Origin of the sequence: Methanolobus vulcani (genome assembly GCF_006546655.1) — an archaeon.
Classification (GTDB): Archaea; Halobacteriota; Methanosarcinia; order Methanosarcinales; family Methanosarcinaceae; genus Methanolobus; species Methanolobus vulcani_A.
Window position 1 is genome coordinate 315,989 of record NZ_VIAQ01000015.1, and the last position, 19,899, is coordinate 335,887.

Genomic DNA, 19,899 nt, shown 5'->3' on the forward strand with positions numbered 1-19,899 from the left:
ATATCTGCTTTGCTTACTCATATTATGAAGGGGTATTTATGGAACATGATGAGATTATAGAGAATGTAAAAAACAGTATAATTCAGATGCAGGGTGTAGGAAATACCCTCCTGCTTAACGAAGAGGACAGGGAGATTATCAGAGAACTCGAGAAGAAAGCTGATGAAATGACTCTCATGGGACTTGGCAGAGGTGACAATAAAGGTGTAAAAGCAGTTCTGAAGAATAATGTTATATTTGCTTTTACCACAAGCATGGATTTCTGCTGGCCAGAAGGTCCGAATGTTATTCTTATGCATGATGGTTGTGTTGTTGGTCAGGATGTGGATGATGAGGCCAAACTTGAAGAAGTAAAATCATGCAAGGACAAGCTTGTTATCGGCAACATTGTGATATATGACACAAGTGTCCTTAAAAAGATGGATGTCAAGAACAATCCTCTTATCGTCGTATTGCCTCCAAAACCATGTGCAGACATAGAGGCAGTTGATAAGGTTTGCAATGTAATACTTGCTTCCCCGTCCCCGCCAAGTGATGAGTACCTTAAGGAGAAAATGGGACTTGAAAATGTCCACGGTACAGGTACATTCCTGTTGGGATTTGATTTTGATTGTTCCTGTGATTAAATCCTAAATAGCTGCATTGGCAGTTATTTCTCTATATTTTTTCTATTTTTTGAATCCGTGATTTGGAGTAGGCAGTTTCACATGTACAGTTGTTCCAAGTTCCGGTTCACTTTCTATCCAGATGTCTCCTCTGTGAGCTTCCACTATGGTCTTTGCAATGTGCAGTCCAAGTCCGTTTCCTCCATAACGTCTTGTTTTTGAACCATCTACCTGATAGAACCTTGCAAATATGTTCTCAAGTTCTTCTTCAGGTATTCCAATTCCCCTGTCAATTACCTTTATGTGAAGACTTTTGTAACCTTCGTGGATTATTAATTGTATATTCTGTCCATTCGGACTAAACTTACTGGCATTTTCCAGTATCTGGATCAACGCTTCCTTCAGGTATTTTCTGTCACCTTCAATATATGGAAGATCAGGTCTGATATCAATATCTATCTCCTGATCTCTCTGGTTGAGCTGGTCAGCTATATCTGCAATAGCTCCTGTTGCAATATCATCGATTTTTAGCGTTGTAAATAAGTATTCGATATCTCCGGACCTTGCAACACTTATAAAGATTAGGGAATCAATGAGTCTCTCCAGCTTTTCTGAAGAATCGATCATCTTTTTGATTGCTTCTTTTTGTTTCGGGTTAATTTCGCCAAGGCTTCCATCATACAGGATTTCAGAGTAACCTCTGATTGGTACAAGTGGAGTTTTGAGTTCATGCCGAAGGTTTGCAATGAATTCTTCTTTGATGGCATCAATAGAATTGAATTCCTTAATTGCATCCCGGGTGTCATGATATCTCCTGTATGCAAATATCAAGGATGCTGCCATGACAACTGTGATAGTTATCAGTACCTGTCCCATTGTCCAATCTTCAAGTGGGCATGGAGTATCTGAAAAAATGAATGAAAGATCGGTTATCAATGAAAAAAATAATATGCAGATAATACCGGCAACAAGTAGAACTGTATCAGTTACAATTCTTTTTGTATATGTTTCTTTTCTTAAGTTAATATATCTTTCATCCATGATGAGCCTGTTTTTCTTTATAGGAACTCAATTTCCTTTTCAATTTATATATAATTATTCTCATATACTTGCATCTATTTATCTTTCATTAATATTCAGTATGTGTTTACAATATGCCCAAAACAAAAAACCATAGCACAAACTAATAATATTACAATATGAAAAAATATGCATGGTTATAACCATGCAAAATAAGAATTATTCGCCGTTGTATATTTTCAGAGCATCTTCAACAGATGCATCCTCGACTGTTATGGCATAGATTGCATTACACATTCTGACGGCTTCATCGAGGGATTTCTGGTGTACATTTCTTCCGGTTGCGTTACCACATGCGCCACTGACATGGATCTGGGCATAGAGCTTCTCAAGGAATGATTTTGGATCATCGCTGGAACCGCCAGCACAAACAACCTTTGTCCTGCCAGCTGCCAGAACGGCTTCCTTGAATGATTCCTCAGTCGGCATTCCCTCAGCTTTTGGATAGTTCACCTTTACAAAGTCTGCGTTAAGGCATGCACCGACACCGGTTGCACCTGCAATAAGGTGTGGGTCTTTCTCGTTTGCAACTGCTTCTCCTCTTGGATATATCCAGAGAACAGTTACCATTCCAAACTGGTGTGCCTCATAAATAAGCTGTGCAGCCTGGTAGAGCATTTCAGCTTCATATTTGCTTCCAAGGTATATGGTGTAGCCAATACCAAGAATGTTGAGTCCACTGTTGTCACGGAACTGTGCTACCTGCTCCATGTCATACCACTGACCACTGTATGGGTCATCCTGATTTGTTTTTACAAGGTGGGATTTTGAGTTTACTTTGACGAGATATGGTACATCTGCATAATCCATTCCATATCTTGCAATAAGTCCCAGCTGTGTTGCAAAAACACCAATCTTTGAATTTGCAGCTATTTTAAAAAGATGTTCCGGGTCGTTGTCATCTGCAGGGACGCCCTCTCCAAAAAAATCATCATTGAGGTGTTCAACTTTCTGGTCACCTGCAAAGAGCATCATATTTCCGCTGTTTGATGTGATCTTCATATAATTTTTAATATACGTTTCACGTGCATCCTGCGGTACATCCAGTGGAACTTTAATATCTTCTTCTTTCATTAAGGCCATTTAAATCACTCAGCTTTATTAATTGGTCTTGTCTTCTAGTACCCTAAATCACGTTTTTCTATTTTAATTGTTGTGTAGTTAACACTAATATGAAAGTTTTCTTTTAAATAGATTGAAATTGAACTAACTAATAAAACGATTTATTTAGTATAATTATTTTCCCGCATTGGTCAGCGATCAATTAGAATAATGAATTTTATTTGTGCACTATTTTTCTGAAATTAAAGAATAGCTATTTGTCTATAGATGTGGATTTCCCAGTTTTGATATGGATTTTTGCATTAATATTTTATATTTACAGATCTATCAGATAATTATTACTTACTTAATAATTAACGTATCATTAAATCCAATTTAATATTTTGTAGACTACCGGAGTATAAGTGTGGACTCAATATTTTTCCTTGAGATAGTTGTTTCAGTCCTTTTTATGAGTATGGTTGCGCAGACCCTCAGCAAGCACTTTAAAGTGCCAATAATCATGTTTCTCCTGTTGGAGGGTATACTTGCAGGTCCGGAGGTTCTAAACATAATTGATCCTTCCATCTTTGGTGACGGACTTACAGCTATCGTATCTCTTTCGGTTGCTGTTATCGTATTTGATGGCGGTCTGCATATTGATATAAAAAGTATCCGTGCAATACAGAAAACTGCTTTCAAACTTACAACAATTGGTGTTCTTATTACATTTGCATGTACCACACTGATCACATATTTTATACTTGGTGTGGAATTTAAGCTTGCAGCACTATTCGGTTCACTTGTAGCGGCAACAGGCCCGACTGTGATAACACCACTTGTCAGGAACATACATGTAAATCACAAAGTTGGGAAGATCCTTGAGATTGAAGGTGTTTTCAACGATGCAGCCAGTGTAATTCTTGCTGCGTTTATGTTTGAATGGATAGTTTCACAGCTTGATGGTTTCAGTGCTGTATTTTTCATATTACTAAGACTGATTATTGGTATTACAATAGGTGTAGTTAGTGGGAATATTCTGAAACGCTTTTTATCCAGTGGTTCCCTTGTAACGGATCAGACTGCCAGATTCTTTACATTGACGCTTGTTGTGTTCTCTTATGTGCTTTCTGAGCTTCTGGGAAACGAATCAGGTATTCTTGCTGTTGCAGTATTTGGTATTATTACCGGAACATCTAATATTCCTCATAAGAATGCACTCAAAGAGTTCAAGGCAGATCTTGTGATGATGATGCTGTCGATAATTTTCATCCTGCTGGCAGCCATGCTAAAGTTTGAGTACATTATAGGTATAGGTGTAAAAGGAATTATTGTAGTATTGTTGCTTATATTCCTGGTCCGGCCATTAGCTGTTTTCGGGTCAACTGTGAATTCACACATGAGGACAAATGAAAAATTATTCATATCATTTATCGGACCAAGAGGTGTTGTTCCGGCATCAATTGCAACATACTTTGCACTTAAGCTTGATTCAATGAATATATTAGGCGGCCAGATGCTTGTGGGACTTGTATTCCTGACAGTTATTATTACAGTCATAATGACCGGGACACTGGCAAGAAGAGTAGCTAATCTTTTAGGAGTTATACCAATGGAGATCCTTATTATCGGAGGAGGAGAGGTCGGGAAGATCCTGGCCGAGAGATTTGAGAAACGAGGCGAGAATGTTGTTGTAGTGGACAATTCAGAGGAGATGTGCCAACGCCTGTTAAAGCAGGGAATCCGTGTTGTCCACGGCGATGCAGAGGACATCAATGTCCTGAAAGAAGCAGGTATTGAGAAGGCAAAGTATGTAGTTGCCACTACTGACCAGGATAACACCAACCTGCTGGTTTCACAGATTGCAAAGAGCAAGTTCAACCTTAAGGAAGACCAGATAGTTGCACGGGTCAACAATGTTGAGAATCTCCATGCATTCTGGGATCTGTCTATCCGTTCCATGAGTCCCCAGATGACCACTGCACTGGTACTTGATAATATGGTGGGCAAGCCATCCATGTTCTCAATGTGTGAGGTTGGAGAAGAAGGTGAGATACTTGAAGCACGGGTCACCAATCCCAAGGTAGCAGGAAAAGCTATTAAGGAATTAAATCTCCCGGAGAACAGTCTTCTGCTCATGATCAGAAGAGGTGACAAATCCTATATTGCAAATGGTAATCTTGTTCTTGAATATGATGACCTTGTAACAGTTATTGGCGAGGACGATGCTGCAAGAGAAGTTGCAGACATACTTAACAGATGATGGATTACAGAAGTATTCTGTTATCCAGTCTCTTTTATTTCAATTTTTTAATTGTCTATTTTATTTTTCTCATCAAATATTCTTTTATATATTACTTTCACATAGCTTAGAATTAGGTTATATAGGGCGGATGCATACAAAGTATTGCCTCTCCATAGATGAAACAAACAAGAGGCTTGAGGATTTGAAATGAAACAATTAGCACAGGAAATTAGTGCCAGGTTCAGCGAACTTGGAGTGGAGATCCCAATAGAGGATGTTGAAGAGCGTCTTGACAAAATGATCAATAAGTTCAAGGTGCCAAGGGAAGAAGCACGCAGAAGCGTTGTTAACTACTTTTTAAAATCATACAACATCAAGAGGAACGAGTTTTACACAGGACAGTCAGAATCTCCTCTTATCAACATATCCGACGTGGATGATGGCAAGTGGGCAAATATCAGGGGAAAGATCGTCCAGTTGTGGGACAACACACATGAGTCCATATCCCAGGTAGGTCTTATCGGTGATGAAACCGGAACGATCAAGTTCACAATTTGGGAAAGTGCAGGAGTCTCCTCTGTTGAAGAAGGAAAAAGCTACCTCCTGAAGAATGTGGTTGTGAATGAGTGGAACGGTAAGTTCCAGCTTAATGTTAACAAAAGCAGTTCTATTGAATTTCTTGATGAAGAAATAGAAGTCGGAAATGCCACAGTGGAGTTCAAAGGTGCAATGGTTGACATCCAGTCAGGTTCAGGACTTATCAAGAGATGTCCTGAGTGTAACCGTGCCCTGACAAAAGGAGCATGTATGGAACACGGGAAGGTGGACGGAGTTTATGATCTGCGCATCAAGGCTGTTATGGATGATGGCAGCTCAATACAGGATGCAATTCTTAAAAGAGATCTTGTGGAGGGAATTACCGGCATGACCCTGGAAAGCGCAATTACCCTTGCCGCAGATGCTCTGGATCAGGGAGTTGTCCTTGAGAAAATGAAAGATTCACTTGTAGGAAGGTATTATGACGTAAAAGGATCAAGGGTTGACAGATATCTGATTGTGGAATCCATATCTCCTACATTTACATACGATGCATCCGAGCTGGATGAGCTTATCGCAGCTGCAGAGGTGATTTAAAATGGCAGGATACACAAGGGAAGTTGCCAGAAGGATATTCGCACAGGAATTCAGGGAATCCAATCTGAGTTTTAAGGACGGCGATGATCAGTATGCTCCGCAATATCTTCTTACACCAACCGGTGCTAAAGTGAACCGGATATTCATAGTAGGAACTCTCATTGAAAAAGAAGACATTGGTACTGATTCAGAGTACTGGCGTGGAAGAGTGACCGATCCAACCGGTTCATTCCTCATATATGCAGGCCAGTATCAGCCTGAAGCAGCACAGGTGCTTGCGGAATGTGAAACACCAGCATTTGTAGCGGTTGTCGGAAAGCCAAGCACTTATACCACTAACGAAGGCGATGTACTTACATCAGTAAGACCAGAGTCACTTCACATAGTTGATGGTCAGACAAGGGATATGTGGGTAATCGAAACCGCAAAATGTACTCTTGACAGGATAAAAGAATTGGATGGTTCCTCTCCAAATGCTCAGAGAGCAAAGGAGTATTATGATCCTGATGCAAAACATTATTCTTCAATGGTTTCCCAGGCATTGAAATCCCTGAAGGAAACATACTAACATAATCAGGGCAAGCTCCCTGATTGTTATCTATTTTTCATCAGAAATGATTGTTTCTAATTGGTTATTATTGGAATTTCCAACCAAAACCCCCATAAGCAACATTAGCATTGATTATATAGTGGGTGTTATGAAGACTTATTTAGTACTCTGGTTCAACAGTAATGGTGCCCTGCCTTCTGAAGTAGACAGGAGTCTTATGTCCCTTGGATTCAAAGCTGTTCAGGGAAATTATGATTATGTCTATGACTGGGGTAATAATGTAAATCTGGATGATATCCTTCGTTTTACTGACAAGATCCAGATGACACTAAAAGGCACAGGTGTAATGTTTAAAACCGAAACTGTGAACGGTCAATAATAGTTCAAAAACTGGTTAATTTCTATTTTCCCCAAGTTTGCGGGAAAAATCAATATAGCCGCAGGATTGGCCGGTTATTGGAATGATGTTTGTTGTCACTGAACCATTCTTGATTTCCAGTTCAACTGCACATGGATCGGACATACGTGGTTTAGTCGGTGATCCCGGACATATCAGAAGTACATCACTCTTTTCTATGATTGGTCTGTGAAGGTGACCGAATATAAGAACATCAACCCCCATTTCAAGGGCCATGTATCTCGTTGCTGTAGTATCAACAATAGAAAGTGATGCTTCGTGGATTACTCCTATCTTAACTCCTTCAACCTCAAAGATAAGCTTTTCAGGAAGAATCTCCCTTACAGCAGGTTCATCTGAGTTGCCGTGTACAGCTTTCAGCTTTCCTGTAGCTTCAAGCGCCCTGTAAAATGGAAGAGTATCAAAATCTCCGGCATGAATGATCATTTCATAGTTGTCAAAAAGCTCTGACAGGTAGGCAGGAATACTATCACTACTTGAATGTGTGTCTGATATGATAATGATCTTCATGTTTTCCCAATTGGATTATTGTATGCTGAGATCAACAAGTTCGTATTCCAGATTCTCAGTCTCAAGCCTGCTGAGTATGGTTGGAACTTCTTCGTCAATGGCAAGTACAAGTGATGACAGGCCATGGTATGCTGCCTCGATTACAGATTCTTTTGCACCGAACATCACATGTGGTTCCATGTCTATTCTTCGAAGAGCTATCAGGGATTCTACACCAATTGTAGCAATATATGCTTTTGATTTTGCAAGTGCCCTGAGTCTTTCAACATCAACATTGTGTGAGCCACCTTTTTCAACCCTGGGGATTCTGCACACAGTAATGCTGGCATTCTCAAGGTCGATAAGTCCCATCAGGTCAGTAACACCTACATCCTCGCCCTGTTTTGCAGCAGAGATTGTTGTTCCGGTTGCATTGGTTACATCTGTGGTGCTTACATAAAGCAGTCCACTTTCCATCTTCAGGTAGACTTCTTTACCCTCTTCGAGATCTTCCCTTGCAATTGCAGTCCATGTAGAGACATGACTAATGATGTCACTCATCACGTAGCGTGCATATCTTTTCATGTCTTCTGCATTCTCAAGTACCCATTCAACACCCTGCTTTGTGATCCTATAACGCACCCTGCCTTCTGAATAGATAAGACCCTCGGCAACCAGTTCTTTGATATATTCTGAAACTGCCTGAGGTGTAACTCCTATCTTCTCAGCAATCTCTTTCTGTCTGACATTTGGCTGATGTGCAGCTACTTCTATAAGGATCTGAAATTTAGTAATGCCACTTTTACTGTGAAGGAGTTCTATCATTCTGCCTCTCCATTCTGAAGTACCTTGAGTCTCTGTCCCATTACAGAAAGCTTATCGGATCTGCGGGCAACTGCGCGAATATACAAGGGGCTCTTGTTTAACGCTCTGGTAAGACTACTCATAGAGTCATTACCCTGCTCTACCAGTTGTTCAAGTTCTTCAATGGCATCCTTTACTTCTTCATATGGCATAAAAGTGAGCATAATAATGTCGCTCATGTCTTCAAAAGAGCACTGGAAATTTGTCTGGACTTTAGAATAAGATGTACGATACTCTTTTTCAGGTGTCTTTCCGGGTTCCGGCATATGCCACTGACTCTCGATAAGCCCACTCTTTTTGAGTATACTGATACTTTTTGTCACATCAGTTCCTAAAAGCTCTTCAAGATCTTCCTTTGTCATCCAAAGGTTTAGAAGTGCATCAAATACTTTTTTGTGTCTCTGGGATCCAAAAACCTGAAGTAGAGGTACGAGTTCGGAAGGATCATTGATAATTCTTGTTCGTTTACTCATCTAATTACCCCGTATAGCCAACGGACCAGTACAAAATAGACACATTCAGGCACAGAAAGCCATGAAATGCGAAAATATCGCCTATGTGTTGTCTATTTTTAGTACCTATCATATGGAGGTTAAACTTAATAAATGTGTTGTGATTTCATAATGTTTCGAAATACATACTGGCCTTTCCACTGTCTCTTTTGAATGAAGGTATCTTCCAAACTGTTCTTTAGCATTCTCATGAAGTGCATTGGTTCGTATCCACCTGTCATCCGAAATATACATAAATGATGAAACAATGTTCGATTCAGCATTTTCTGCGCTGTGGCCTGCACCATAATTATATGGTATTCATGATATTTGCAGTTTCAATAGCGCATTAACAAAGCCGGTAAATTCCATATATTCCTTAAATTCCATGAGGGCATAGAAATATCTCTGATGTACTGTTGTATACAGGTTACAGGAGAGAACCGTCTTTCATGCAGGTAAAAGCCGCATGTACTTATACTGTATAACTCTATTTTCTCCTCTTATGAGGGACCCTAATAACGTCATTATTCCTATTAAATGTACCTATTATCTGCTAAATTATATTTGAAAGAGACCGGCAAATATATCAGGTTTGTTATCAATTATGAAACAGTTATTATGTCCGATAGCATCTATTTACTCATAAACGATATCCTAAAAGGTCGGCAGCTTTCTATTAGCGGAGTCACAAGGGAGCTTAAGAACAAAGGCGTTGATGAGCATCGCCTTGTAATGACAGGTTATCTGCGTGCTCTTAAGGATCTGAGAAAGCTGAATGAAGTTGAGATTCCTCCTTCAAAAGTCTACAGTCTTGTAGAAACAGAAGAGGCAGATACTGAAGATATATATTCTCTAATAGCTGAAAATATAAGATCAGTGGAGTCTGCCTACATGGTTCCTGTGGCAGCTTATGTGCTTTCAAGGACAGTTGAAAGACCGGTTTTCAAGGAAGAATTTACACGTATGGGTATCGGCCAAAAAAGTCTGACTGATTATCTTTCGTCATCGGATTGCGTTCTAAAACCTGCAGAAAAGAGTTCCAAGGAATATGCAGCAGGAATAACCAAACTGAAGATAACTTCCACAGACCCTGTCTATGAGGTAGGAAAAATAAATGAGACTATTCTTAAGCATTCAAATTGTATACTTCTTAAGATTCTCAGAAATTCCGTAGACCTCACCGGCCTGATCCCTAAAACAAAGTCCACTTCATTAGAGGATTTCAGTTGATTATCCCATTTCCAGTAAGAATAGTCACTGTTATGGTATGTGATATCTATGTCTGAAAATAACAATGATATTTCTATTGTAATGCATCCAATTGGATTTGTAAATAATAGTATCTCTGGCCCTGCTTCTGCAAGAGAGAAAAAAGATACAGAGTCTCTGATAGTTCTGAATAGTGAATATGCTGAAGGTCTGGATAGTATTACAGATTTTGAAAAAATACAGGTCTTCTTCTATTTCCATCTCTCTGAAGGCTTTTCCATGATGCAGAAGCGCAGGTATGATGGAAAAGTGGCCGGTGTTTTTGCTTCAAGAAGCCCAAAAAGACCAAATGGAATTGGTGTTACAGTTGTTGATCTTCTGAAAGTAGATGATAATATTCTTCACGTAAAAGGACTTGATGCAATAAATGGCACTCCGGTTTTGGATATCAAACCTTATATCCCGCAATAAGATTTTTCAGAAAAACTTCTCTTATTGCCAGTAATATGACCACGGAGATATCACTCATGTCTGGAAAAAGCAGTATCAAAGCAGCCTGTATTCAGATGAGCATATCAGATTGCAATAAGCAGTCCAATATTGAAAAAGCATTAGCAATGGCAAAAGATGCAGTTTCTGCAGGCGCAGAACTTCTGGTCTTTCCTGAAGTCTTCTCCACCGGTTTCTGTTATGATAATATTGAAATGTCAGGCGAAACAGAAAGCGGTGAGACAATCAGGAAAATGTGTGATTTTTCAAAACAGAATGAATGTGTGATGATATTTTCTACAATTGAAAAACAGATGTCTTCTTCAGGATTGGATTATTACAATCTGGGTGTATGTGTGGAAGACGGACATGTTGCAGGCACTTATCGAAAAACCCACCCTTTCAAACGGGAAAAACAGTATTTTGCATCAGGGGATTCTATCCATCCCATCAGCCTTCCAAAAAGGGAATTTACAATTGGGCTACAGATTTGTTACGAGTTACGTTTCCCTGAAGTTTCCAGAAAATTGGCTTTAATGGGATCAGATATTCTTGTAACAATAGCTGAGTTCCCAAATCCAAGAGGGCATATATGGCGTTCACTTACAATTGCAAGAGCCATTGAGAACCAGATTCCTCATATTGCATGTAACAGGGTTGGTGAAGGCTCCGATTCATCATTCTTCGGAGGTTCCATAATTGTAAATCAGTTGGGGGATGTGATGGAAGAAGCGGATAATAGTGAATCACTAATATTCAGCACAATTGATGTCGAAAGAACTATTAAAATAAGAAATGAGATTCCTGTGTTTGATGATCGCAGGACTGATCTTTATTAGAACAGTATGGAAAAACGCTACAATTTTGTGATTTCATATCTTTGTTTTTTGCAACGTTACTTTGAATGTTGTTCCTTCTCTGTCAGTTCTGTCAAAGACTTCAACTGATCCTTCATGCAGGTCAACTATACGCTTGACAATAGCAAGGCCAAGACCGCTTCCTTTTATGTTGACTTTGTGTGCTCTTTTAAAACGGTCAAAAACAAATGGTTTCTCTTTATCAGGAATTCCCTCTCCTTCATCAGAGATAGTTATCTCCCAGGTGTCATCGACATCTTTGACATCTATATTGATAATGGTTCCAGATGGACTGTATTTGATGGCGTTGCTTATCAGATTGGAAAAAACATCTTCTATTGTTGTATTCACATCTGCAGGATAATTGCCCGATGGATTGAAATTTATATTCATATTCTTTTCTTCAAGCTTTGGCATGAGATGTTCTATTACTTCTTCTATTATCTCTTTCAGATCGAGAGTCTTAAAAGTCATATCATCCATGTTCTCAAGTTTGGCCAGGTGCGCTGCATTCTCTATGAGTTCGATAAGTTTTTTGTTATTCCTTTCAATAGCTTTCATTGCCTCTTTTTTCTGGGGTTCATCTTCCACTTCAATAAGGAATTCGACATAACCTTTGATAACAGTTGCAGGGTTTATGAGATCATGCCTGAGTATGTCTGTAAAAAGATCCTTCAATTCATTTGAATCCTTCAGATCAAGAGAGTACTGCTTCAATTTTTCTTCTGCAATTTTCCTCTCTCTGATCTCAACTTCAAGTTCTCTGTTCTTTGAATTTAGTTCATATGTTTTCTCTTCAACTTTATTTCTGAGAGTAAGACTCAAAATTACAAATATCAAAAGAAGCCCTACACCGATACCTACTGAAAATTTAAGCCATGAAGGACTTTCCCATGTAGAGAGATCTTCATCGGTCTTGCCTGTATCAATGTTCTCCTGCATATAGTGGATAGTCCCATTTTCTGTGATCATCTGGGTTATATCTGCATCTATCTGCTTTGCAATTTCAGGGTCAGTATCATCTGATAATGCAAAAACCATCTCAGTAGGTGATATTACAAATGGTATTCTTTCAAGATCGAACTGGTCTTCGTAAACCTCTCCATATGATCTTGATATTATTCCCGCATCAATTTCTTTGTTTTCAAGATGTTCGAATATCTCAATATAGCTGCTAGCACTTATGAATGAATAGCTAATGTTCGAGTTTCTGGGGCTTGAGTTGAAATTTTCATAGAATATGTCGTCCATGTGTGCTATTCTTTTTCCATTAAGATCGCTCATGGAACTGATTCCTGAACCCCTGTATGTGTAAACTATTCCCCAATCCGTGTATGGAGTTTCAGTTGTTAAAATGTAATGTTGTTCAATTTCCGGAACATTAGGCACTGCAGGAAGAATATCTATACTGCCGTTATCAAGCTTTTGATAACATTGATTAAGTGTACCTGGAACATACTTAAGCTCCCATCCTTCTTTTGAGGCTATACTTTCCAGTATCTCTGCATAAAGCCCGATGGCTGTTCCATTCTGTTCCTGTGATATTAGTGGCTCATTCGGATAGACTCCGACCTTAAGTTCCATAGTGGAATTAGCACCAGCACACGTGACCAGCAGGAAGCTGATTGTCATGAAAACAAGAAATGTTCTGGCTGCAAGCCTGATTTTTGTTTTGTTGCTTTCATTAGGAGTCAGATATTGTTCGTTCATTTGATGCACAATAATTATTCATATTTTATTGGCTTCAAATTTATATTTATCGCATATTTTAACGTTTATCGTAACGTAGAATGCAAACAATGAAAAAAGAAAAAGAGAAAAGCACTGATTAAAAAACCAGCATTTCATTCAAGATATATTGCAGGTCTGAGTGGTGCTGCAAACCTGGATTTGCTTTCCGGGTCATATTCCGGTTCATCGGCACTATATACCTGTATAGTACAGCCAATTTCGTTTGTAAGGCAGCCAATGTTCTCTTTTAGTATTGTCATCTCATCAAGGCTCATTCCAAGAAGCATCTCAAATCTTTCTGTCTTCATGCTGCTCAGGTCAGGTACAAGCTTCTGGACATATTTTGGTATGTCTTTGCCGTACTTGCGGTTCTCAGGATCTGCCATCAATGTCTTGATAAGCTTTCCAGGATTGAGGTCTTCTTCATTCTTCATATCAAGAGCCATCTTGAATGCTTTGATCTTCCACTCGGGCGCGGTGTAAAGAGCTACCATCTTTGGTGTTATCTTTGTGACCTTGATGATCTCTTCAATATCTGAAAGTGTGCTGCACATGAGTTCTTCGGCAAGTTCTGCATCATTATCAATGAACCTTGGGCAGAATATCGGATATGCCGCCTGAGATACGAAGTCCCCTTCACCGTGACCCATTGCACTCCAGAGTTCTTCACAGATGTGTGGTGTGAATGGAGCCATCAGGCGCACCCATGTATCAAGGACATCGTAAAGCAGTGCGCTTCCACCTCTTCTCTGGTACCATTTTATATCATTATAGAGCAGGAAGAATGCATTCTGGAGCGCGCTTCTTGTCCTGATGGATGTCATGTCATTGTTAGTTTCCCTGACACACTGCTGGAGTCTGCTGAGCATCCAGCGGTCGATAAGTTTCAGTTCACCATCAATTCCTGATGTAGCACCGGAATCAATAATTTCCATTGCAAGTTTGTAGAACCTTTCAACCTGTTTCTTTGCGCTTTCAACGCCCACGTTTCTCCAGTCAGCGTCCTGGGTTTGCTCGGCACTTGAAAGGATATACATACGGGAAATGTCTGCTCCATAGTTGCCCACAGCTTCCATGAGGGTAAGTATCGGTCCCTTGGACTTGCTCATCTTTTGGCCTTCAAGGGATACGAATCCATTGACTGCAAGGCAGCGTGGCCATTTATCCTCTTCAAATATCGCAACGTGATGGAAGAGGAAGAACAACAGGTGATTTGGTACAAGGTCCTTTCCTGAAGACCTCAGGTCAACAGGATACCAGTAATCAAAGTCAGATTTGATGTTAGCAATGAACTGTTCTGAAAGTCCGGTGTCAATGGCTGTCTGCTGTACTGAACCTTTTCCAAGCAATACATAATCAAACAGTGAAGGCTTCAGTTGCTCGACATCAACACCCTGTGCAAAGAACTTGTTAGTAATGTAATACGACATGTAGATTGTAGAATCACCAAGGGACTCAATAAGCCAGTTTGTGTCAAACGGCAACTTTGTTCCAAGACCTTTCTTTCTGGCACATGCCTTATCCTTAAGCCAGTCTACTTTGTTGTTGAACTCAACTCTGATCTCTTCAGGGATGATTTCCATATTTTCAATACATTTGTAGACCTTTGCCTTCCATTCTGGATCCGAGTAGTTAAGGAACCATTGTCCTTTCACCATGTTTACGACACATTTTGTACCACAGCGGCATACAACAGGTTCACTGAATTCGTAGAAAACTTCTCCAATGCCTTCATCAAGCAGGTCGCGTGTGAGAATATCCTTTATCTTAGAAACAGCAACACCTGCATATTTGCCGGTGTTCTCTTTCAGGACACCACCATGGAACTCACGGCGGTAAACGATCTTTGTTGCTTCCTCGGCTTTAGGATCATTCTGGTCCTTTACACCAAGCTGTTCAACAGCTTCAACTGCTGGGTATTCTCCGAATTCCTTGGCCTTGATAAGTGATATCAGTTTGATCTCTTTCAGGTCTTCTGTAATTCCGTATTCTGAAAGGTCTTTGTCATAAAGGTCCTTGAGTGCAAGATAGTCATATGGCGCATGCGCAGGCACACTCATGACAATACCACTACCGTTTCCAGGTTTGACAAATGATGCCGGGAGAGTGATAACCTCCTTTCCTGAAAGTGGATTCTTGACTTTTATTCCTACAAGCTCTTTTCCAGGGACATTCTCGATAAATTCAACTTCCCTGTCTGTGAAAGTAAGTTTCCTGTGGGCTTCCGGACTGACAATCCATATCTCTTCGCGTCCATCTTTGGTAACCTTGATCTTTGCGTGTTCGATATCAGGATTAATCCAGAGATTTGTAACACCGAAAATGGTTTCAGGTCGAAGTGTTGCACATGGAAGCACCATGCCGTCATAAGTGAATTTGACAAGTGTAAAATCAACAATAGTAGCTTCTTCACCATGAAGAATATCGTGGTCTTCTACTGGATTGTTGTCGTTTGGACACCATTTTACAGGATGTGCACCTTTGACGATAAGACCTTTTTCATGAAGAAGGTTGAATTGCCATTCTATGAACTTTTTGTAAGTAGGATCAGTGGTTGTGAACTTGCGTCTCCAGTCAATAGAGTAACCAATTGCACGCATTGCCTTTTCAGCTTCTACCTTGAAATAGTCCACTATGCTTTCAGGTGTTGTAAGCGTTTCAAGGATGTCTTCAGGAATCCCGTGAAGACGGGAGTAAACATCCATTGTTTGAGGATCCTTGTTTGCAATTTGTTCTGCAAGTCCTACAATAGGAGTTCCGGTAACGTGGAATCCCATCGGATAAAGTACATTGTAACCAAGCATTCTCTTGTGCCTGGCAATAACGTCACCAATGGTAAATGTTCTTGTGTGCCCGGCGTGTAAATTGCCGTTTAAGTATGGGTAAGGGATAGTGATAAAGAATTTTTCTCTTTCATCAGGTTCTGGCTCGAATATCCTGCTTTCATTCCAACGGCTTTGCCATTTGTCTTCTATTCTATGTGGATCATAATCCTGTTCCATTGTCAGCACCTCTCACACCGGGTGTAATTAACCAAAAGAGTTAGCATATTTACTCTATCAGGTTAAATATTAACTTTCTGTATTCATCCTGTAAACTATAAATCTTAGTTGCATCCATAGATTCCGGGCTTTAATTGTGCCTGGATATTGGATAATAGTTCAGGGTGAAATTCAATTGTTTATTATCAGTAGTGTTTGATGTGGTAATAAATAACAACCTACATAAAACACACGGAAAAGACAATCTATGCTGCTCTTAAGAGTGCTTTCAAAAGTCAACAGGATTATTTCAGAACATAAAAACAATGGTTTAATCTTATTACTTCACCATTGTTTAGACATGTGTTCTCCACAAAAAGAACACTTGACTCCTCCATCATCACAACAATGGCAGGAATTTTGGATTTCCATAATGTATCCGCAGTTAAGGCATCGAAAACGTTCTCCAATGGAATTTATAAAATGTTCGTGCATGAATACCCTCTCTTCTATGTCATTAGTTCTAACACGTGATAAAGTTAACTAGTTGCACAAAAAATATACTATTAAGCATTATTTCTTCTTTTTTTCAGACCGTTATGCTTATTCTCGGTTACCGGTGTATTCAGTAATATGGAATTCAAGACGATTGGTGGTTCTGTATCTATCCGCAGTGTACCTGCTTTTTTGAAAGAACTGGCATCTATTTCTTCTTCGCACGGGACTGTTGTACAGGCAATGGATGCGGATAAAGTTGCAGGTGATGAACATATATCTTTTGCAGTTGAAAAAGCTCTAAGAGCTGTTGATAATGGATCAAATGTTGCCCGGGACATTGGCGTGGAGATCATGAGGTATGCTTCGGGGAAAAGACAGATAGAAGAAGCGTTTTCCATGGGTGTCCGTGAAGGTGATATGAATGTGGTCTTTGTGGTTCTCGGTGAACCCGAAAAAATCGAAGAGAGTCTTCAAGATATAAGATTGATCGTAGATGAAAAGCCTGTGGTAGACTATTCTGAAAACAAAAATGAAACTCTTGCCAATCAGTTCTCCATTACTGAACAGGAAATTAGAGCAACGGGAACAAATAATATTCAGCAGTTAGTACTGGAACGTGTTGCTCTTGTTGACATTTTAAAATGAGTGAGATCTAAAGGATTTATGATGATATATTCAAAGCCCTCGCAACTCTAATATAGTAACCATTAATACATGTGCCACACAATCATTCATGAAAGAAATTGATAAGGAATAGATAATTATGCCTCATCCTAAAACCGCCGAAGCTTTAATTAAATGTGCAGGACCAATCGAATGTTCCCTTTTACCCAGACTTTTACATGTTACCGAAGCAGCAGCAATTGCAGCATCTTACCAGATGGGTCGTGGTGACAAGAACTATGCTGACCAGGTTTCAGTTGAAGCCATGCGCAGGATGCTGAACTGTCTTGATATGAAAGGTGTAATCAAGATAGGTGAAGGAGAGCGCGATGAAGCACCTATGCTTTTTATCGGTGAAGAAGTAGGAACAGGTGAAGGCGACCTTGAAGTTGATATTGCGGTTGACCCCCTGGAAGGAACAAACCTCGCTGCAGATGGGATTCCCGGTGCAATATCCGTTATGGCTATGGCAGAAAGGGACGGACTTTTCCACGGACCTGACATCTATATGGATAAGATCGTTGTTGGTCCTGAAGTTGTCAAGTACGAAAAAGCACACCCTGATGAAAGAATCGATCTGGATGCACCTGTGATACGTAATCTGGAAATTGTTGCAAAGGCTTTAAACAGGAATATTGACGAGCTTGTTGTTGTTATTCTTGACAGGGAAAGACACAAGGATAAGATAAAGGAGATCAGGGGGACCGGCGCCAGAGTAAATCTCATTAGTGACGGTGACCTGATGCCTGGAATTGCAACTGCTATCCGTGGTTCTGGAATTCACATGGTTCTTGGTGCGGGTGGATCAGGTGAGGCAGTTCTTACTGCTGCAGCAATGAAGATCCTTGGTGGTAAGATGCTTGCAAGACTTGTTCTTCCTACTGTTGCAAATGGTGGAACCCCTGAAGAAATTGAAAAGGAAAAGGCTGAAAAGATGCCAAGGCTTGAAACCATGGGAATTACCAAGGACAACATCAATGATGTGATGGGTATCGACAAACTTGCTCCTGGAAAGGATATTATATTCTCAGCAACAGGGGTAACTCCGGGAATCCTGCTTAAAGGCGTAAGTCTTTTTGGCGAAGGTGATGCCAGGGTTCACAGTATTACCATGGGTAGTTCCGGTGCTGTAAAATTCACTGACACTATTTACATCCATGATAAGGAAAAAACCCCACTCAGAATGGCTTGATAAGCTTGAAGTAACTTAAAATGAAAGTACATATTTCTACATATGGCTGCTCTGCCAGTCAGGCATCAGCCGAAATTATGAAGGCAAGTGTCAGGGACGGAGGGCATGAACTTGTCCCTGAGAACAATGCCGAGGTTGTGGTTATCAACACCTGCACTGTGAAGTATAGTACCGAGCAGAAAATACTCCATAAAATTCGGGAACTTGGTGAAAAAGGAATAGCTGTTATAGTTACAGGATGCATGCCGGAAGTACAGCTTGAGGATATAATGCACCAGAACCCCGATGCTCATATATTGGGTGTAAATTCAATATCCCGTTTAGGTCAGGTTCTTGATTCTCTTTCACGCAATGAACTTACAGGTGGCAGTGTAAAACTCTTCCTTGAGAAGCCGGAAGGATTCCAGAGTGTCCCAAGGATTCGCTATAATTCAAATATCCATATCTGCCAGCTTTCCCAGGGTTGTAATTATGCGTGTGCTTATTGCATAGTGACCATTGCGCGTGGAAAGTTATGTTCTTTTGAACCGGAGGATATTGTTGATGATATTCAGAAAGCAGTTGATGAAGGTTGTCGTGAGATATGGCTAACATCCCAGGATAACGGCCAGTATGGAACTGACAAAGAAGTACTGCTTCCCCAGTTATTGAAAATGATATGCAGGATTCCGGGCAATTACAGGATACGTGTGGGAATGATGAATCCGTTCTCAGTTATTCCCATTCTTGATGACCTGCTTGATGCATTTGAAGATGAACGGATATACAAATTCCTTCACCTCCCAATACAATCTGCATCAGATGATGTTCTGAAGAATATGAACCGTTATCACTCGATTTCAGAAGCTAATACTATCATCGAGGCTTTCAGGGAAAGATTCTCTGATATGACTATCTTTACAGATATCATTGTAGGTTATCCTAAAGAGACAGACGATGATTTTGAAAAGACAGTGGAATGGGTAAAGGAATGGAAACCGGAAAAGGTGAATATTTCCCGTTTTACTCCAAGACCTCATACAAAGGCATGGGACATGCGCAAAATTGATTCACGTATTGTTGTAAACAGGTCAAATGAGCTTCATGAGGTGTGTGAGGCTGTCAAGCTTGCTACTCGTGAAGGAATGATCGGAAAAGAGGTGGAAGTTTTCCTTTCCAAGCCTGCAAAGCAGAAAGGTATGATGGCCAGGACTGCGTCATACAAACCTGTTGTAATTCCTGAGTGTAACTTACAACCTGGAATTATATGTCGTGTATTTATCTATGATGCAACCCCCGGATATTTCCTGGGTCGTATTGTTGATGATAATTAACATAGATCAGTTTTAAAACTGGCAATATTTTCCGGATTTTTACTTC

General features: G+C 40.1%; 18 protein-coding genes. 11 read left to right on the forward strand and 7 right to left on the reverse strand.

Going from position 1 to position 19,899, the window contains the following annotated elements:
* The first annotated feature begins 38 nt into the window (after positions 1 to 38).
* On the forward strand, positions 39 to 626 hold the full coding sequence (locus FKV42_RS08950) for a hypothetical protein (protein ID WP_154809876.1): 588 nt from the start codon (positions 39 to 41) through the stop codon (positions 624 to 626).
* A 42-nt stretch (positions 627 to 668) separates the two neighbouring features.
* Here the strand turns inward: FKV42_RS08950 and FKV42_RS08955 are convergent, their stop codons facing one another.
* Positions 669 to 1,646, reverse strand: coding sequence for a sensor histidine kinase (locus FKV42_RS08955; RefSeq protein ID WP_154809877.1), 978 nt, complete (start codon positions 1,644 to 1,646; stop codon positions 669 to 671).
* Between the two features lie 198 nt (positions 1,647 to 1,844).
* Complete coding sequence (locus FKV42_RS08960) at positions 1,845 to 2,768, reverse strand: beta/alpha barrel domain-containing protein (protein WP_154809878.1); 924 nt, start codon at positions 2,766 to 2,768, stop codon at positions 1,845 to 1,847.
* Between the two features lie 385 nt (positions 2,769 to 3,153).
* Here FKV42_RS08960 and FKV42_RS08965 point away from each other — a divergent pair, with 385 nt between their 5' ends.
* The 4 genes from FKV42_RS08965 (at position 3,154) to FKV42_RS08980 (ending at position 7,034) form a co-directional block, all read left to right on the forward strand.
* Complete coding sequence (locus FKV42_RS08965; RefSeq protein WP_154809879.1) at positions 3,154 to 4,989, forward strand: cation:proton antiporter domain-containing protein; 1,836 nt, start codon at positions 3,154 to 3,156, stop codon at positions 4,987 to 4,989.
* A gap of 189 nt (positions 4,990 to 5,178) precedes the next feature.
* Entirely contained in the window at positions 5,179 to 6,105 is a 927-nt protein-coding gene (locus tag FKV42_RS08970; protein WP_154809880.1) for a replication factor A, read from the forward strand.
* Position 6,106: 1 nt separating this feature from the next.
* On the forward strand, positions 6,107 to 6,673 hold the full coding sequence (locus tag FKV42_RS08975) for an RPA family protein (protein WP_154809881.1): 567 nt from the start codon (positions 6,107 to 6,109) through the stop codon (positions 6,671 to 6,673).
* A 130-nt stretch (positions 6,674 to 6,803) separates the two neighbouring features.
* Positions 6,804 to 7,034 carry a hypothetical protein gene (locus tag FKV42_RS08980; RefSeq protein WP_154809882.1) on the forward strand — a complete coding sequence of 77 codons (231 nt, stop codon included), beginning with the start codon at positions 6,804 to 6,806 and terminating at the stop codon, positions 7,032 to 7,034.
* 15 nt (positions 7,035 to 7,049) lie between these two features.
* Here the strand turns inward: FKV42_RS08980 and FKV42_RS08985 are convergent, their stop codons facing one another.
* From FKV42_RS08985 to FKV42_RS08995, 3 genes are read right to left on the reverse strand one after another with little or no spacing between them, the layout of a single operon-like run.
* Positions 7,050 to 7,583 (reverse strand): metallophosphoesterase, encoded by a 534-nt coding sequence (locus FKV42_RS08985; RefSeq protein WP_154809883.1) that lies wholly within the window; start codon positions 7,581 to 7,583, stop codon positions 7,050 to 7,052.
* Positions 7,584 to 7,598: 15 nt separating this feature from the next.
* Complete coding sequence (locus FKV42_RS08990) at positions 7,599 to 8,387, reverse strand: DUF7839 domain-containing protein (protein ID WP_154809884.1); 789 nt, start codon at positions 8,385 to 8,387, stop codon at positions 7,599 to 7,601.
* Positions 8,384 to 8,899 (reverse strand): ArsR family transcriptional regulator, encoded by a 516-nt coding sequence (locus tag FKV42_RS08995; protein WP_154809885.1) that lies wholly within the window; start codon positions 8,897 to 8,899, stop codon positions 8,384 to 8,386. Before FKV42_RS08995 ends, FKV42_RS08990 begins: the two co-directional genes overlap by 4 nt.
* A 639-nt stretch (positions 8,900 to 9,538) precedes the next feature.
* On the opposite strand from FKV42_RS08995, the gene FKV42_RS09000 reads away from it, so the two are divergent.
* The 3 genes from FKV42_RS09000 to FKV42_RS09010 are packed head-to-tail and all read left to right on the forward strand — an operon-like array spanning position 9,539 to position 11,457.
* Positions 9,539 to 10,150, forward strand: coding sequence for a hypothetical protein (locus FKV42_RS09000; RefSeq protein ID WP_154809886.1), 612 nt, complete (start codon positions 9,539 to 9,541; stop codon positions 10,148 to 10,150).
* Positions 10,151 to 10,198: 48 nt separating this feature from the next.
* Positions 10,199 to 10,600 (forward strand): tRNA (N6-threonylcarbamoyladenosine(37)-N6)-methyltransferase TrmO, encoded by a 402-nt coding sequence (gene tsaA, locus FKV42_RS09005; protein ID WP_154809887.1) that lies wholly within the window; start codon positions 10,199 to 10,201, stop codon positions 10,598 to 10,600.
* 56 nt (positions 10,601 to 10,656) lie between these two features.
* Positions 10,657 to 11,457, forward strand: coding sequence for a nitrilase-related carbon-nitrogen hydrolase (locus FKV42_RS09010; RefSeq protein ID WP_154809888.1), 801 nt, complete (start codon positions 10,657 to 10,659; stop codon positions 11,455 to 11,457).
* Positions 11,458 to 11,490: 33 nt separating this feature from the next.
* Here the strand turns inward: FKV42_RS09010 and FKV42_RS09015 are convergent, their stop codons facing one another.
* Positions 11,491 to 13,185 carry an ATP-binding protein gene (locus FKV42_RS09015; protein ID WP_154809889.1) on the reverse strand — a complete coding sequence of 565 codons (1,695 nt, stop codon included), beginning with the start codon at positions 13,183 to 13,185 and terminating at the stop codon, positions 11,491 to 11,493.
* A gap of 134 nt (positions 13,186 to 13,319) precedes the next feature.
* Positions 13,320 to 16,208, reverse strand: coding sequence for a leucine--tRNA ligase (gene leuS, locus FKV42_RS09020; protein ID WP_154809890.1), 2,889 nt, complete (start codon positions 16,206 to 16,208; stop codon positions 13,320 to 13,322).
* A gap of 612 nt (positions 16,209 to 16,820) precedes the next feature.
* On the opposite strand from leuS, the gene cgi121 reads away from it, so the two are divergent.
* The 3 genes from cgi121 (at position 16,821) to FKV42_RS09035 (ending at position 19,853) form a co-directional block, all read left to right on the forward strand.
* Positions 16,821 to 17,330: a KEOPS complex subunit Cgi121 gene (cgi121, locus tag FKV42_RS09025; RefSeq protein ID WP_154809891.1), complete on the forward strand. Its 510-nt coding sequence runs from the start codon at positions 16,821 to 16,823 to the stop codon at positions 17,328 to 17,330.
* A 118-nt stretch (positions 17,331 to 17,448) separates the two neighbouring features.
* A complete protein-coding gene (glpX, locus tag FKV42_RS09030; RefSeq protein WP_154809892.1) occupies positions 17,449 to 18,540 on the forward strand; it encodes a class II fructose-bisphosphatase in 1,092 nt (363 codons plus the stop codon).
* A 20-nt stretch (positions 18,541 to 18,560) separates the two neighbouring features.
* Positions 18,561 to 19,853: a tRNA (N(6)-L-threonylcarbamoyladenosine(37)-C(2))-methylthiotransferase gene (locus FKV42_RS09035; protein ID WP_154809893.1), complete on the forward strand. Its 1,293-nt coding sequence runs from the start codon at positions 18,561 to 18,563 to the stop codon at positions 19,851 to 19,853.
* Positions 19,854 to 19,899: the final 46 nt, after the last annotated feature.